General features: G+C 56.0%; 12 protein-coding genes. 9 read left to right on the top strand and 3 right to left on the bottom strand.

The window, feature by feature from the left end; all coding sequences use genetic code 11:
- A complete protein-coding gene (locus tag PHC90_04445; GenBank protein ID MDD3845591.1) occupies positions 1 to 1239 on the bottom strand; it encodes a molybdopterin molybdotransferase MoeA in 1239 nt (412 codons plus the stop codon).
- 354 nt (positions 1240 to 1593) lie between these two features.
- Here PHC90_04445 and PHC90_04450 point away from each other — a divergent pair, with 354 nt between their 5' ends.
- The 9 genes from PHC90_04450 to PHC90_04490 all read left to right on the top strand — a co-directional run bounded on the left by PHC90_04450 (position 1594) and on the right by PHC90_04490 (position 13911).
- A complete protein-coding gene (locus tag PHC90_04450) occupies positions 1594 to 3582 on the top strand; it encodes an aldehyde ferredoxin oxidoreductase N-terminal domain-containing protein (protein MDD3845592.1) in 1989 nt (662 codons plus the stop codon).
- Complete coding sequence (locus PHC90_04455) at positions 3569 to 4108, top strand: hypothetical protein (GenBank protein MDD3845593.1); 540 nt, start codon at positions 3569 to 3571, stop codon at positions 4106 to 4108. Before PHC90_04450 ends, PHC90_04455 begins: the two co-directional genes overlap by 14 nt.
- Before the next feature lie 32 nt (positions 4109 to 4140).
- Positions 4141 to 5292, top strand: a complete 1152-nt coding sequence (locus tag PHC90_04460; protein MDD3845594.1) for a (Fe-S)-binding protein — start codon at positions 4141 to 4143, stop codon at positions 5290 to 5292.
- Positions 5293 to 5324: 32 nt separating this feature from the next.
- Positions 5325 to 8468, top strand: coding sequence for an FAD-dependent oxidoreductase (locus PHC90_04465; GenBank protein ID MDD3845595.1), 3144 nt, complete (start codon positions 5325 to 5327; stop codon positions 8466 to 8468).
- 24 nt (positions 8469 to 8492) lie between these two features.
- Positions 8493 to 9341, top strand: a complete 849-nt coding sequence (locus PHC90_04470; protein ID MDD3845596.1) for a hydrogenase iron-sulfur subunit — start codon at positions 8493 to 8495, stop codon at positions 9339 to 9341.
- Positions 9342 to 9527: 186 nt separating this feature from the next.
- Positions 9528 to 10772 carry a hypothetical protein gene (locus PHC90_04475; protein MDD3845597.1) on the top strand — a complete coding sequence of 415 codons (1245 nt, stop codon included), beginning with the start codon at positions 9528 to 9530 and terminating at the stop codon, positions 10770 to 10772.
- An 85-nt stretch (positions 10773 to 10857) separates the two neighbouring features.
- Positions 10858 to 12186 (top strand): polynucleotide adenylyltransferase PcnB, encoded by a 1329-nt coding sequence (pcnB, locus tag PHC90_04480; protein ID MDD3845598.1) that lies wholly within the window; start codon positions 10858 to 10860, stop codon positions 12184 to 12186.
- A 47-nt stretch (positions 12187 to 12233) separates the two neighbouring features.
- Positions 12234 to 13079, top strand: coding sequence for an acetolactate decarboxylase (gene budA, locus PHC90_04485; GenBank protein ID MDD3845599.1), 846 nt, complete (start codon positions 12234 to 12236; stop codon positions 13077 to 13079).
- A gap of 40 nt (positions 13080 to 13119) precedes the next feature.
- On the top strand, positions 13120 to 13911 hold the full coding sequence (locus PHC90_04490; protein ID MDD3845600.1) for a cation transporter: 792 nt from the start codon (positions 13120 to 13122) through the stop codon (positions 13909 to 13911).
- 90 nt (positions 13912 to 14001) lie between these two features.
- Here the strand turns inward: PHC90_04490 and PHC90_04495 are convergent, their stop codons facing one another.
- Both PHC90_04495 and PHC90_04500 read right to left on the bottom strand, forming a co-directional pair.
- Positions 14002 to 14415 carry a hypothetical protein gene (locus tag PHC90_04495; protein ID MDD3845601.1) on the bottom strand — a complete coding sequence of 138 codons (414 nt, stop codon included), beginning with the start codon at positions 14413 to 14415 and terminating at the stop codon, positions 14002 to 14004.
- A gap of 187 nt (positions 14416 to 14602) precedes the next feature.
- A complete protein-coding gene (locus PHC90_04500; protein ID MDD3845602.1) occupies positions 14603 to 16033 on the bottom strand; it encodes an efflux transporter outer membrane subunit in 1431 nt (476 codons plus the stop codon).

Below are 16033 nucleotides of genomic sequence, written 5' to 3' on the forward strand. Positions count from 1 at the left end.
TTATATCTCGTCGTGGTCGATCAGCTGGATGGCAACCTGCCCGCCCGCCTTCACCTGGGTGGTGTCTTCGGGAAGCACTATGAGACAATTGGCGTCGCTCATCGAACGCAGGACCGACGACCTCTGATTGCCTGTCGTTGAGACATGAAAATCGTTGTTCTCGATCGTAAACCGGCCCCTTAAGAAAAACATCTTGCCGGGCTGCTTCTTTACATCCTCATCCAGGATCGCATTGACGACGGGTTTGCGGACCCTTTTGGCGCCCATGAGCCCAAGGAGCGCAGGCCGCACGAACTGAATGAAGGATGTAAGGCTGGAGACCGGGTTTCCCGGCAACCCGAAGATCAGTTTATCGCCCTTTGTCCCGAAGGTGCAGGGCCTGCCCGGCTTGACCTTGACCCATTCAAAGTGAATATCGATACCGAGGTCGGAAAGGATGTCCTTCACAAAATCGTATCTTCCCATCGATACTCCGCCCGTGGATATGACGACATCTGATTCCAGGGCCTTCCGGAATGTCTCCCTTGTATCCGACACCGTGTCTTTCACGATGCCGAGGTAATGGGGAAGACCGCTATACTTCTTTACCTCGGCGTACAAGGTATAGGCATTCACATTCCGTATATGGCCGAATTGGATCTCTTCTCCCACATCGGCCAGCTCATTGCCCGTGGAGATAATGGAGACCGTCGGCTGCCTGTATACGCGGACAGTCCCGCGATTGAGAGACGCGAGCATGCCCACGTTGGACGAGGTGAGGCGATCGCCTTTGCAGAGCACCTTATCACCTATCGTGATGCTCTCCCCGGCGAACCTGTAATTCTCGGATCGTGCGGTTTCGCGAAATACCCTCACCCATCCCGACTCTTCTTCCGTATCTTCAACGGGGACCACGCAATCGGCTCCCTGCGGTATGGGAGCGCCCGTCATGATCCGTATAGCCGTTCCTTTTGAAACCTCTTTGCCGGTGCTCGAGGCGCCCGCCTGGATCTCCCCGAGGACCTGAAGCCGTGCGGGATGTTCCTTTGACGCCCCCTGCGTATCTTCGGCGATTATCGCATAACCGTCCATGCCGGAATCATCGAGGGGGGGCACCATTGTGTCCGCTATGATGTCGTCATAGAGAACACGATTGGACGCTTCCATGATGGCGACGCTGTCGCTGTTCAGAGGCCGAATGGAATCGAAAATAATTCTGAGGGCTTGCTTAACGGATACTGTCAAATCTGTAGTTTTCATACCAGTCACTCTGGAGACCTTTTCGCAGTTTGGTTATATCATATTGGATTTGACGGATGTTGTCCACAGTTCCCGATGAACTTTCTGCAGCGCCTCCGCTGACTATATTCTCGGTGCTGGAAGCATCTTGCCGCCCCTCCGCAGATTAGCGAATTGGACGTGACTAAACGAGGGCTCCTTCAACGGAATATAGAATGATCTTCCATATGTATCTTCGTGCGGTTCCCCCTGCCGCGCAATCATGGGCGAAGGTCTTATTTTCCTTGACACGAGAGGACCTTGTGATATAATACACAAGTTCACGAAGCGGTTATAAGGCGAGCTTCGGAGATATTAGAGGAGTAGGAGCCAAAAATGAGATATGGAGAGACAGGGTACAACTTAGAAATTGATTTGGCGACAGGAAACATCGAACGGGTGGAGACGGATCCGAAGTTGCTGGAAACCCACCTGGGAGGCCTCGGCACGAGCGTGAAGCTGCACTGGGACAGAGTTCCCCCCGAAACGAAGCCCTTTGACGACGCCAACATGCTCATATTCAGTTCCGGCGTTCTCAATGGCACACCGGCGTTCAGCGCAAACCGCAGTGTCATTACCTTCATTTCACCCCAATCGCACCTTCTGGCATATCCGATGATGGGGGGGTTCTGGTCTGCGGAATTGAAATATGCCGGCTACGACAAGATCATATTTAATAACAAATCCCCGAAATGGGTCTACATTTGGATCAACAACGACAAGGTCGAAATTCGCGACGCATCCCATCTCCTGGGTAAAGGGGCCCTTGAAACACAGGACCTTATCCGCCAGGAACTGAACCAGCCCAACGCGCAGGTGGCCGCCATCGGCATAGCCGGTGAGAACAGGTGCTTCACCGCCTCCATCGAGCAGGGTCGCTCCAGTGCCAGCCGTCTCGGCGGCGGCGCCGTCATGGGCGACAAGAAAATAAAGGCCGTGGCGGTCCGGGGGACGAAGGACATCAACCTTGCCAATGGCGAGGCCTTCATGAAGGAAATGAAGGATATGATGGCATACATCAACTTCCGGAATGAAAACCCCATCAAGGACGTCATGACCATTCTGTCCGGTATCGGTTCGCCGCAGGAGATGGTGCACACCGATGAGAAGTGGCATACGGAGAACTTCATGTGGGGCAACGCACGTACCCGCAGGAGAGGTTTTTGGGATGAGAAGATAAATGAAGAGTTCCCGAGGACACAGAGAGAGGGTATCAAGCGGCTTATCAGCTGTTTCAACTGTCCCCAGCACTGCGGTGCATTGGTCTCGTACAAAGAGACCCCGCGGTATATGGCCAAGTGCTTCGGCAAGCTGACATACCTGATGGCGTCCTACGTGGACAGCATGGATTTTGCCTGGAGAACGCTGCAGCGTGCCACCGAATACGGCGTGGATTCATTCTCCACACCTCAGATCCTGGCCTTTGCCGTGGAACTCTACGAGGCCGGCATCCTGACGGACAAGGATTTTGCGGCAGGTGACACGTACCCGGCATGTCCCTCCGATAAAGAAGGAAGATTTGTATGGCTCCTCGACAGGGTCGTCCGCCGCGAAGGTATCGGCGACGTTCTGGCCGACGGTGTCTACTACGCAGCCAGGGCGATCGGCAACGGCGCGGAGGCATTCGATCACAACACGATCAAGAGACACGAACAGCTTCCTCTCAAACTCGGCACAATGGATCCTCTGTACTATCTCATGTATTCAACGAACGAGAAGATAAGCATCACCCAGATCGAAGGAAACTGGCCCCAGGGCGCCTTCCCGACCATGGAGCAGAGAGAGGACTTTGTGAAGGATTGGCCGCAGCTTCCCGACGATAGCTGGAAACAGTGGCTTCTCGATTGGGAACCCCGCGGAGAAAAGGGCATACCCTATTATCCGACGGCCGATATGAGCTCTCAGATCGTAGACTGGATGGAGATGCTCCACAATATCGATGATGCCTGCTGTGTGTGTGCCGGCATGTCATCGTTCTGCCTGAAGCCTCCCTACCACATACACAATTACCCGAAGATAATTTCGGCGGCAACGGGGCTCGACCTCGACGAGGCCGCACTGAAGAAGATAGTCAACAGGAGTCGTAACCTCCACAGGGCTCTCAATAACAGGCTGGGTCTGAGAAGGGGTGATGAGAAGCCGCCAGAAGACCACTGGAAGAGAAGGTACCCCGAGATCGAAGAAAACCTCCTGTCCACGTACTACACGTTCAAGGGCTGGAACCAGGAAGGCATTCCCACGAAGGAAAGGCTGCACGAACTGGACCTGGACTACGTTGCAGAAGACTTAGAAAAGAGAGGGATATTGAAAGATGGCCAAGATTAAGAAGAAAGTCAAGACGATCAAGGTTGATGCCGACAAGTGCAACGGCTGCCGGGGATGCGAGATAGTCTGTTCGGCCTTTCATTCCACGCCGAGGTACAGCGGCATTAATCCGGCACGGTCCCGCATTCAGATAATCCGCCACCCGCTGAAGGACGTATGGATGCCCATATTCGCGGGCGAATATACTCCGGCGGAATGCATGGGCAGGGAGAAATATGTGATCGACGGCAAGGAATACGACGAGTGTACCTTCTGCAGGGCCACCTGCCCGTCGAGGGACATATTCAAGGAGCCCGACTCCGGACTTCCTCTCAAGTGCGACATGTGCGAAGATGATCCTCCCCTCGAAAAACCGAAATGCGTTGAGTGGTGCATCAATGACGTCCTCGTGTACGAAGAGAGGGAAGAGGAAGTCGAAGAGAGCGTTGATATGGAGAACGTTGAGATAGGCCTTACATCCATGATCGACAAATATGGACTGGACAAGGTCGCCGACGCCATAGCCCGGATATCCCAGAAGGACTAGACGTCAATACAAGACAAGAGGATTAATAAACCGTGGAAATCATAGCCCCCTTTCAAGAGGTAATAGACGAGATCAAGGAGAAAGGCGGAGACGCGATAAAGTACTGCTACCAGTGTGGTAAGTGCGATACCGTCTGTCCCTGGAACAAGGTGCGCAAGTTCAGCATGAGAAAGCTCATCCGCGAGGCCACCTTTGGCATCAGCGAGATAGAGAAAGAAGAGATCTGGCGTTGCACCACCTGCGGCAAGTGTCCCCAGCGCTGCCCCCGGGACGTCAAGCAGATCGACGACATGATGGCTATCCGCAGGATGGCGACCGGGTACGGTGTTTTTGCCGGGCCGGTCAAGCCGTACCGTACGGTTGCCTCCGGCCTTGCCGGCCAGGGCAACCCCTTCAACGAAGACAGAAAGACGCGGGGCGCCTGGGCTGAGGGTCTTGGCGTCAAGCCTTTCAAGGAAGGTATGGAATACCTTTATTTCCCCTGCTGCTATTGCAGCTACGACCCGAGGCTCAAGAAGGTCGCGCAGGCCACGGCAAAGGTCTTGAAAAAGGCCGGCGTCGACTTCGGCATCCTCGGCGAGAAGGAGAACTGTTGCGGCGAGAGCATTCGTAAGACAGGCAATGAGGACCTCTTCAAGAAACTCGCAAAGGAGAATATCAAGACCTTTGTCGACAGCGGCGTGAAGAAGATCCTTGTCTCCTCCCCGCACTGCTACCACACCTTCAAGAACGAGTACCCCGAGTTCAAGGTCAACTTTGAGGTGGTCCACATTTCGCAGTTGCTGCCGCAGCTTATCAAGGAAGGGAAGATCAAGTTTGCCGGAGAGTACGCCAAAAAGGTCACCTACCACGACCCCTGCTACCTCGGCCGCCATAACGGCGTTTTTGACGAGCCCCGGGATGCCTTGAAGGAGATCCCTGGCATCGAGTTTGCCGAACTCCCTGAGGCGCGCCTTGACAGCACGTGCTGCGGAATGGGCGGAGGCAGGGTCTGGGCGGAAACGGAGAAGCATGAGCGCTTCTCGAACATAAGAGTGGATCAGGCGATCGAGCTTGGTGCAAAAGAGCTGGTCACGGCCTGTCCCTACTGCATCACGGCTCTCGAGGACTCAAGACTGGTGATGAACCATGCCGATGACATTGAGGTCAAGGACATCACGGAGATCATCCTGGAAGTGATGTAGCATACAAGAAAAAACCGATGAGGTGATAGAAAGTGGAAAACGTAATATCGCTCAACGAAAATATCAAGGAGTTGTGCAAGAGCCGCGCGGCTGCCAACTTCGGCGACGTCATGGTTGTCGGGGGCGGCATAAGCGGCATCCAGGCATCCCTTGATCTCGCTACGGCGGGCTTCAAGGTTTACCTGGTCGAGAAGTCGCCGAGCATCGGCGGGCACATGGCCCAGCTCGACAAGACCTTCCCGACCAACGACTGCTCGATGTGAATTCTCGCACCCAAGCTGGTCGAGGTCGGCCGGCATCCGAACATCGAAGTACTCACCTATACGGAAGTTGATCGCGTAGAGGGAGAAGCAGGAGATTTCAACGTCACGCTTTTAAGAAAGCCCCGGTATATCAAAGAGGACAAGTGCACGGGTTGCACCGTCTGCGTGGAATACTGCCCGGCAAAGTACCCGGACCAGTACAACCAGGATATATCGATGAACAAGGCGGTCCATGTCTATTTTGCACAGGCAATTCCACTCATCACCTACATCGATGAGAGCTGCCTTTATCTGAAGGAAAAGAAATGCCGCATCTGTGAGGCGGTGTGTAAGAACGACGCCATAGATCTCAATCAGCAGCCCCGCAAGGAAGATATCAATGTTGGCGCCATCATCCTCGCCCCTGGGTTTGAGCCTTACGATCCGAAGGTGAGAGAGGAATATCGGTACGGCGAGTTTAAGAACGTCGTGACCAGCATGGATTTCGAGAGGCTCCTTTGTTCCACGGGCCCCTACGCCGGCGAGATACTGCGGGCATCGGACATGAAGCATCCCCACAACGTTGCATGGATCCAGTGTATCGGTTCGCGGCAGGTGATCGAAGGCGGCAACAGCTATTGCTCCGCTGTATGCTGCACCTACACGCAGAAGCAGGTCATTCTTACAAAGGACCACGATGCCGATGCAAAGTGCACCATCTTCCACAATGACGTACGCTCGTACGGCAAGGATTTCGAGCGCTACTACGAGAGGACGGAGAATCTTCCGGGCATCAGGTTTTTCAGGAGCTATCCGTCGATAGTCAAAGAGGACCCGGTGACGCACAATGTCACCATCCGGTACTCCACCCCCGAGGATGGGGTCATCGAGGAAGAGTTCGACATGGTCGTTCTCTCCATCGGCATGAACCCGCCCAAGGGTGTTGAGGATATGGCAAAACAGTACGGTATCGAGCTTGAGGAACATGACTTCTGCAAGCTTGATCCCACGAACCCCATGATAACCAACAGACCGGGCATTTTCGTCAGCGGCGCCCTTCAGGGCCCCATAGATATCCCGGAGTCTGTTTTCAGTGCATCCGGCGCCGGTTCCCAGATCGGCGAGATGCTCGACTACAGAAGGGGCAATCTTGCCAGGGAAAGAATATATCCCGATGAGAAGGATGTATCCCAGGAGGAGCCCCGGGTCGGTGTTTTCGTTTGCCATTGCGGCGCCAACATCGGCAGGATCGTCAATGTTCCCGGAACGGTGGAATATTGCAAGACCCTCCCCAACGTGGTGTATGCCCAGGAACAGCTCTTCTCCTGCGCAACGAACTCTGCCAGGGAGATAACAGACAAGATAAAGGAAGAGGGTTTGAACCGCGTTGTTGTCGCGGCCTGTTCGCCAAGGACCCTGGAACCTCTCTTCAGAGACACATTGCGTGAGGCGGGGATCAACCAGTACTACTATGAGATGGCCAACATCAGGGAGCATAACTCCTGGGTCCATCAGAAGGAGAAGGAAGAGGCCACCGATAAAGCCCATGATATTATCAGGATGTCAGTGGCGCGGGCCTGCCAGCTGGAACCCCTTCAGGAATTCGACCTGCCCGTGGACAAGAGGGCTCTCATCGTAGGCGGCGGTATCGCCGGGATGAACTGTGCCCTGTCCATAGCCAACCAGGGGCACGAGGTTCACCTCATTGAAAGGGAAAAGGAGCTGGGAGGTATCGGAAGAAGGATTCACACCACCCTCCAGGGTCTTGATGTGCAGGCGTACCTGAAAGACCTCATCGCGAAGGTCTACGAGAATCGCCTCATTCATGTATATAACAACGCTGCCATCACGGAGGCCTCGGGATACGTGGGCAACTTTGTGACCACCGTCCAGTCCAATAAGGGAACGACAGCGATAAAGCACGGCGCGGCAGTCATCGCCATAGGCGTAGACATGTATACTCCCACGGAATATCTCTACGGGCAGGACGAAAGGGTCCTGACACACCTGGAACTGGAGGAGAAGATCACCTCCGACGACGAAAAGGTGACGGGCGCACAGAGCCTCGTCATGATCCAGTGCGTGGGTTGCAGGAACGAGGATCGCAACTATTGCAGCAGAATATGCTGCAGCGAATCCATCAAGAACTCCCTCCTGCTCAAGGAGAAGAACCCCGACATGGATATCTACATCCTCTTCAGGGATGTGAGGACCTACGGGTTCAATGAAGACTACTACCGTGAAGCGGCAAACAAGGGCGTAAAGTTCATTCGCTATGAACCGGAAGACAAGCCCGAGGTGGAACCGGGCAAGGCCGAGGACAAGAGAGATGTCCTCAAGGTCACTGTGACGGATTACATCCTGGGCAAGAAACTCGAACTCGACGCAGACATCATCGCGCTGGCAGCCGCCGTTGTTCCTTCCGCGGCGACAAAAGAGGTTGCTAACCAGTTCAAGGTCACCTTGAGCCCCGACGGGTTCTTTAAGGAGGCCCACGTGAAATTGAGACCCGTCGAGTTTGCAACGGACGGCGTCTATCTTTGTGGCCTTGCCCACTATCCGAAGTTCATCCAGGAAACGATCAACCAGTCCTATGGGGCCGCCGGAAGGGTCCTTACCCTTCTCTCGCACGACATCGTCGTGGCCTCCGGCTCTGTCTGCACCGTCAACGAGAAACAGTGCATGGGTTGCGGGGCGTGCGTCGAAGTCTGTACCTACGGCGCCCTGGAGCTTAAGGAGACGAAACAGGGCAAGAAGGTCGTGGTCAACCCCGTTCTGTGCAAGGGGGATGGCCTTTGCAATACCAAGTGTCCCACCGGGGCGATCCAGCTTCGCCATTTCACCGACAGCGAACTCGTCAGCGAGATCGATGTTGTGGTCCCCGAGGACGAGATGATGAAACAGATAGACGCGGCCGCCGCCGCAGATGCGTAATCCTATAGAAGGAGGTGGGAACGAATGAGTACGGCAAAATTCAAACCGAGAGTCCTTGGCTTCGCATGCAACTGGTGAGCGTACGGCGCCGCTGACCTGGCTGGAGTTTCCAGACTGCAATATACAACTGAAATGAGGATCATCCGCGTCATGTGTTCCGGAAGGGTGGACATGGGGTTTGTACTCAGGGCCTTCCAGAACGGAATAGATGGTGTTTTCCTGGGTGCCTGTCATCTGGGCGAATGCAATTACATAACACACGGGAATTATCAGGCTCAGAACATGGTTTTGCTCTTTAGGAGGATCATGGAGCATGTCGGCCTCAATCCCGAGAGGCTTCGGATCAATTTCATGTCCGGTGCCGAGGCGAACGTCTTTACCGAATCCGTTAATGCCTTCGTCAAGACCATAAAGGGCCTTGGCCCCATAGGCAAGGGAGAAGGGTTAGATGCGAAAGAGCTCAAGACACGCCTGGCAGAGGTCAAAAAGCTTGTCCCCTACTTTAAGATGGTGAACCGCGAGAAGCTTGTTTCCCGTCTCGAGGGCCACGACCACGCTGAGGCCGAGAAGCTCTTTACGAAGGAAGAGATAGAGAAGCAGTTCGCCGAAGTTTTTTCCTACTATATCGACCCCGAGAAGTGCCAGGCATGTATGACCTGTGCCAGGCGTTGCCCCGTAGATGCGATCATAAGTGTGAAGGGCCAGATCCACATCGTCGATCAGGAAAAGTGCATTAAATGCGGGACGTGCTTCGAGGTCTGTCCTCCCAAGTTCCGTGCAATAACGAAGCTGACCGGAGTACCCGTGCCTGCGCCGCCGCCCGAAGACAAAAGGGCCGTCGTCAGAAAGGGCAAGGAAGAAGCGGCAGGCTAACACGACAGCGATATGATATAGAATTTTAAGGTATCCATCCGGCAGGTAAAGCGGATGGATACCTTTTTTGTTGGAGTGGGAATGTTCTGTGCGTACCTGACGGAGCGTACGTTTTTTAGGTCCGGGAAAACCATCTGGAGACCCGGAAGGTAATGAATTTATCGGACCGGACCAGGGAGGTATTGCATGAGGAGTTTGATCACATCGATATTGGCTCAACGGGTAAGAATGACTGACAAGGAATATTTGTCCATGTGGTGCACTGCTTCTGACTGTGATGGTCCGGATGCACGACGGCGTGAGGCGAGGCGCTCTGGTGTCCTGCCGGCGATGTTGCTCTTCATTGTGTCCATCTTTGCGGGCATGCCCGCCATCGCTGATCAGGTCGACATCTGGATGCAGACACCTGACGGTTGGGAGGATAGAAAGAGCGGGCTTGGTCGGGATTTGATAAAGCAGGTGCTGGCCCCCGGCGGCGTCGCTGTGATCGAGGTTTACGGATCCAGGGGTAACAACCCCGGTCTGCGGGTGATCGCAGATAGAATGGAGCAGGAAATGCTGTCCCGTGGAGCGGCGTACCTGCAGACGAGGTTGTCGGAGGACCGGCGAAAGACCGAGGACGGTCATGACGCAATCTTCAGGGAGTATTCGGGAGTTCACAATGGCATGCCGCTGCGGGCCATAGCCGTCTACACCTTCGGCAATGGCGGCGCCGTGGCTGCTTTCGGATTCTATGCCCAGAACAACGGCGCCCAATACCGTAGTGCCGTCTGGGCGAGTATCGGCAGCATCCGCTTTTCCCCTCCCGGATCTTCCGCAACCACGACGGCGGGGGCGGCGAGTACCCCCCGGGCCACAACGGCATCGGGTTGCGACGCCCTGATCGGGACATGGAAGTGGTTTACCGGCAAGAACCACACCTTCGGTCCCAACGGAACATCGTCGACGGCCCAGGTATTCTGGCAGTGCATGGATCCCCAGCGCCGGATTATCCGCATCAACTGGAACAGCGGCAAATGGGTGGACACCGTCACGATCTCCGCCGACGGCAAGCGCGTGGAGGGAAGGAACCAGTATGGCAGCCGTGTCTGGGGTGTGCGTCACCAGACACCGGCACAACCCCCGGTGTCGCAGAGCACACCTTCCCGGGCTGCGACGACGTTGAAGATCCCGGCAAAGTGCACAGGGATCATCGGCACATGGCAATCGCAAGAGAATAAGCGGGTGATCGTGGTGACAGCGGATGGGTTTCTGGACGGCAACCCCCGGTATACATGGAGCTGTAATCCCGATGGGATCCACTATCGTTTTCGGTGGGAGGACGGTGCGAGGGTGATTGTGTGGGACGATCTCAGAATGGATGCCGATAAGCTTCACCTCACGAGGCGGCAGGCAGGCAGCGTGTGGGATCGTTTCGTGAAGGTGCGTTAGTGAGGGAAAGTGCGGTCTACGCGGCGGATTGCCGGTGCTCCTGCCCAGCTTTGCTTTTTAGCTGTCATATGGTATGTTGATGCCCATGGAACCAAAAATTGTACCCCGGAAACAGCACCGCATCTCGCGAAAGCAGATGAGCCCGAATGCCCTTCGCACGCTCTACAGACTGCATAACCGCGGTTTCATGGCATATCTGGTGGGTGGGTGCGTCCGCGACCTTCTTCTCGGGCGAACTCCCAAGGACTTCGATATCGGAACGGATGCGACACCCGGTCAGATCAAGAGGCTCTTTCGCAACTGCCGTCTCGTGGGCCGCCGGTTCAGGTTGGCGCACCTGCGTTTTCAGAATGAGATCGTGGAGGTATCCACCTTCCGCCGTTCCGCCGACCCCTCCGATGCACCGGATATCCAGGAGGCGGACCAGGGCAGGCGGCATGTCCGTCACATGAAGGATGAGAACGGAATGGTCCTCGCGGACAATATCTTCGGGACACCCGAAGAGGACGCGCTTCGCCGTGACTTTACCATCAACGCCCTGGGTTACAATATAGCGGATGCTTCCGTTGTGGATTACAGCACGGGACTTACCGACCTGAAGGAACGGCTCATTCGGTCCATTGGCGACCCTCGGGTCCGATTTACGGAAGACCCGGTGCGAATGGTTCGGGCTGTAAGGTTTGCCGCGTCCCATGGTTTTGACATAGAGGCCGCCGCCTGGGAGTGCATTCGTGAGCTTTCATCAACCATATCCCGTGTTTCTCCGTCAAGGCTCTACGAGGAGATACAAAAGCTTTTCCTCCTCGGGTTTGCCCGCCCGACCTTTGCGCTCCTTGAGAAAAGCGGACTTTTTGCCTCCCTCTTTCCCGGTCTTGACAGTTGGGCCCACGAGAGTGACCACCGCCTTGAACTCCTCGAGGCGAACCTGGGCCGAATCGACGAGTTGGTGCAGAACGGGGGAGGCGCATCTCCCGCGCTCCTTCTGGGGGCGCTCTTTGGTCCTCGCATGGAGGAGGCCGCTTTAGCGCGTCATCGGGACGGCATCCCCAGGCGCCAGGCGCTTGACGAAACCTGTGCCGGTTTCCTGGAAGAGATCTCCCGGAGTGCACACATCCCTGGCCGGGTCGGCATCAGATTATGTGCCATTCTTGCCTTCAAGACGTCACTCTGCAAAATACCGCCGCGACGGCCGTCCATGATTGCCGGCAGGCCCGAGTTCGCCGAGTCTCTCACGTATCTCCAGCTTGGGACAGAAACGGAAGGGGAACACCATGCGGCCGTGGAGTGGTGGAAGGCCTTTCTCCTTGAGAATCCTGCGGCAGCATCCACGGAGGCATCCGCGGAGGAAACCCCCCGGAAAAAGCGCAGACGAAGGCGGGGGAAGTCGCGCCGAAACAGGGAAGAGACAGCCTGACCAACCGGTGTTTCTCGACCCACGGGGACAATTCAGAGAGGACAGACATGCCCGATGAGAGGGTCACAGAGCTCGAGTTTTTGTTGTCCTATGATATCCTGACGCAGCTTACGGGCGCGATGGAGCGTACCGGATGTTCTGCGGCGGATCTTATTGAGAAGGCCCTCAGGCAGTTCCTCTGTGCCCGGGAGGAAGGGAACGCGGTCTATCTATCGGCACCAATAAATGCGCTCGTGGAAGGGCTTTACGTCGAAAATACGACGATCTCCCACGTGAAGCAGCACGGGGATTTCGGCCTCGGAACCTTCAACTACCTCGACGGAGAGATGCTGCTTCTCGACGGCAAGGTGTACCAGATACGGTCAGACGGGAACGTCTACGATGTCGCCGACGATGAGAGATCACCTTTCGCCTGTGTGACCTTTTTCAGCCCCGACACCTTTGACGATATTGACGGAGCTTCCAGTTTGCCCGACCTCAACACCCTTCTCGACAGCCTTATTCCCTCGAAGAACATGCTCTATGCCATACGTATCGATGGAGCATTCAGCTATGTGCGATGCAGGGCGGTCCCGAGGTCCGAAAACTACAAACCCCTCGTGGAGGCCACAAAGGACCAGCCCGTTTTTGAGTTCCATGATGTACGGGGGTCCCTTGCCGGTTTTTATACCCCGGGATTCATGGAATCCCTTAATGCTCCCGGGTTTCACCTCCACTTCATTACCGAAGACCGCCGTCGGGGTGGGCACGTGATGGAATGCACCGCGAAAGGATCGCGCATAGGCATCCAGCATGTACCCCGGCTGGAGGTGGGCCTGCCCGTGACCCTCGACTACCTCACCGTGGACCTCACGCGGGACATAGGCAAGGACCTGGAAAAAGCCGAGAAATGACCGGTACTCCCGAGCGGGAAAGACCGGTTGCGGATAACCCATGTTCAGGACCACCTTCGGCATAACGAAAATGGACTGCCCTTCGGAAGAGCAGATGATTCGGACGAAGCTGGCAGGGACGTCCTCGATACACGCTCTCGTTTTTGACATACCGAGCCGGAAACTGGAGATACACCATACAGGCCGTTACGAGGACCTCCTTCTTTCCCTTGAAAGCCTTCATCTGGGAACGTCTGTCATCTCTTCCGAAGAGGCACCCCCGCCGGTTGACACAGGGGAGGACCGTCTCCAGACCCGTATCCTCTGGCAAGTCCTCATTATCAACGTCCTCTTTTTTGTCGTCGAGATGATCGCCGGCGTTATTGCGGGTTCGATGGGGCTCGCCGCCGACAGCCTGGACATGCTGGCGGACGGCATAGTCTATGCCCTTGCCCTATTCGCTGTTGGAGGAGTCACTGCACGCAAGAGGAAGGTCGCCGGGATCGCCGGGTATTTTCAGGGAGTTCTGGGAATACTGGGGTTCATCGAGGTTATCCATCGCTTTCTGGGACGGGGCGAAACCCCTGATTTTCTTACGATGATAGTTGTCTCCCTCTTCTCCCTCGCGGCGAATGCCGCCTGTGTGTTCCTCCTTCAGAGATCAAAGAGGGAAGTCCACATGCAGGCGAGCCTTATATTCACATCAATGGACGTCATAGCCAATCTCGGCGTTATCGTGGCCGGCGTCCTGGTCTATTTCACGAGATCGAATATTCCCGACCTCGTTGTGGGGTCCATCGTCTTCATTCTCGTGTTGCAGGGAGCATACAGGATACTGAAGCTGGCAAAGTAGGAGACCGCAGGAACCGTTAGAACGTTGGAGAAGGTCTTTCTTTACGGTCATCCCGGACTTGATGCGGGACCCTATGACCCCTTGAACGGTTTATCGAATGGGGTAGACGGACTTCCAGATGGGGGGGAGGTAGCCGCTTTCCTCCCACATTTGTCCTGCTTCTTCGATGGTGATTCCCTGGGGGTCGCAATGCTCGCCGTCTCTCTCCCGGGGCTTCAGCACACGGCAACCGTAGGGCCTCTCGGAAAAAGGCAGTTCGCAGCCGTCCTTGCGGTGGAAGATGCAGCCTCTCTTCGCGTCGGGGTCTTTGTAATGGGGTCGGACGACGCGCGCCATTATGTGCTCGTCGAGGAGAAGGACAATGGTGTACTTCCCGCTGACCACCGCAGCCCTCACCGCCTCCGCCGATTCGAACTCCGACGGCAGACAGTGGCCGGCCTGCATCCGGCAACAACTTCCCCCGCAACGTACACACATCTCAGTTTCCCGGTAACCCTCTTCCATGCCGTCCCCTTCACAGATTGATTCAACGCAACGCTTTAGCCTAACTAGAATGCTGAGAAAGTCCTCCTTTCCGTCATTCGGAACTTGATCTGGAATCCAGAGGTCCTTCTGACCCCCCGTTTTTCCCGGATCCCTGACTCCGCCGGGATGACGAAAACGAAAAACGCCCCAACGGTTCCAAGCATCTTTACTTCTCCTCCGGAGAGCCCGGGCCCTTCGTAAGCTCTTCCGCTTTTGCCACCCAGCCGCCGCCCATCGCCTTGTAGAGGTTGACAATGGATATGAAGGCGGAGGCGTTTGTCTGTATGGCGCTCAGTTGGGCAGGGAAGAGTTGTTGCTGTGCATTGAGCACCGTGAGATACGGTGTGTAGCCGCCGTTGTACTGGAGGCCTGCCAGCCGGGCATATTCCTTGTAGGCGGCAACCTTTTTCTGTTCGGCGACGAGTTGCTCGTGAACTTTCCGGCGGGAAATAAGGGCGTTCTCCGTGTCGGCAAAGGCGTTCTGTATGGCCTGCTGGTAGGCGTAGAGGGCTGCCTGCTGCTGCGCCTCGGCCTGTCTGAACTGTCCCAATATGCCGCCTCCCGTGAAGATGGGGCCCGTGACGGTACCAACGTAATTCCAGGCTGCGCTGGGGCCGATGAAGAGGCTTGAAAGGTCCTGGCTCGTCCATCCGGCGTTACCGGTAAGGGATATCCTGGGAAAAAACAGGGCCTTTGCAGCGCCGATCTGGGCGTTTGCCGCTATGAGGTTCTGCTCCGCCTGCAGGACATCGGGACGACGCTCGAGAAGCTCTGAAGGCAGGCCCGCGGGAACGGGAGGCATCTTGAGCTCGGAAAGTCCCAGGCCCCGCTGGACGGGTCCCGGGTTGCGGCCAAGGAGTATGCACAGGGCGTTCTCCGTTTGGGCGATCTGGACCTCGATCTGCGGGATCTGCGATGCGGCGGTCTCGTACTGCGAACGTGCCTGCTGAACGGTCATGCCCGACACCTGGCCGTACTTGTTTTGCAATTCAAAGATCCTCACCGACTCCTGGTACGTTCTCAGCGTATCGCGGGCAATCACAAGCTGCTCGTCGAGGGCGCGCAGCTGGATATACGAGGATGCCACCTCGGCCGTGAGAGACAGGACGATGCCCCGCCGTGCCTCCATGGTTGCATACAGGCTGGCCCGGGCTGATTCCGTAAGGCGCCTGATACGTCCCCAGAGGTCGATCTCCCAACTCGCTCCGCCGAGCGCCTGATAGTTGTTGTAGGGATTCTGGGTGGGCACTGTCAGGCTGTTTTTGGATACCTGCGTCCGTTCCGCCGTTCCATTGTACGTTATCTGCGGGAAGAAGGCGGAGCGGGTTGTCATAAGAGAACCTGCGGCGCGCGCAACGTTGGCGGCGGCGATCTTTACGTTCTTGTTGTTCAGGAGCGCTTCGGCAATGAATTGATCAAGAACGGGGTCGTTGAACTGTTTCCACCATTCGCTGTCAGCGGCATCGGGTTTCCCCTTCTCGTCCCCGTACCGGTAGGCATGAGGGACATCGATCACGGGACGCTTGTAATCAGGGCCGATGGCGCATCCAGCTGCAAGCAACGCGATCAAGGAAAGGAATAACAGTTTCCTGTACAT

It is taken from the genome of Syntrophorhabdaceae bacterium (assembly GCA_028698615.1).
Taxonomy (GTDB): Bacteria; Desulfobacterota; Syntrophorhabdia; order Syntrophorhabdales; family Syntrophorhabdaceae; genus Delta-02.

Bases quoted from the DNA above. Each gene is read 5' to 3' on its own strand.
- PHC90_04450 (MDD3845592.1), top strand. From the start codon at position 1,594: ATGAGATATGGAGAGACAGGGTACAACTTAGAAATTGATTTGGCGACA.
- pcnB (MDD3845598.1), top strand. From the start codon at position 10,858: ATGGAACCAAAAATTGTACCCCGGAAACAGCACCGCATCTCGCGAAAG.
- PHC90_04445 (MDD3845591.1), bottom strand. From the start codon at position 1,239: ATGAAAACTACAGATTTGACAGTATCCGTTAAGCAAGCCCTCAGAATT.
- budA (MDD3845599.1), top strand. From the start codon at position 12,234: ATGCCCGATGAGAGGGTCACAGAGCTCGAGTTTTTGTTGTCCTATGAT.
- PHC90_04500 (MDD3845602.1), bottom strand. From the start codon at position 16,033: ATGTACAGGAAACTGTTATTCCTTTCCTTGATCGCGTTGCTTGCAGCT.
- PHC90_04455 (MDD3845593.1), top strand. From the start codon at position 3,569: ATGGCCAAGATTAAGAAGAAAGTCAAGACGATCAAGGTTGATGCCGAC.
- PHC90_04495 (MDD3845601.1), bottom strand. From the start codon at position 14,415: ATGGAAGAGGGTTACCGGGAAACTGAGATGTGTGTACGTTGCGGGGGA.
- PHC90_04490 (MDD3845600.1), top strand. From the start codon at position 13,120: ATGTTCAGGACCACCTTCGGCATAACGAAAATGGACTGCCCTTCGGAA.
- PHC90_04475 (MDD3845597.1), top strand. From the start codon at position 9,528: ATGAGGAGTTTGATCACATCGATATTGGCTCAACGGGTAAGAATGACT.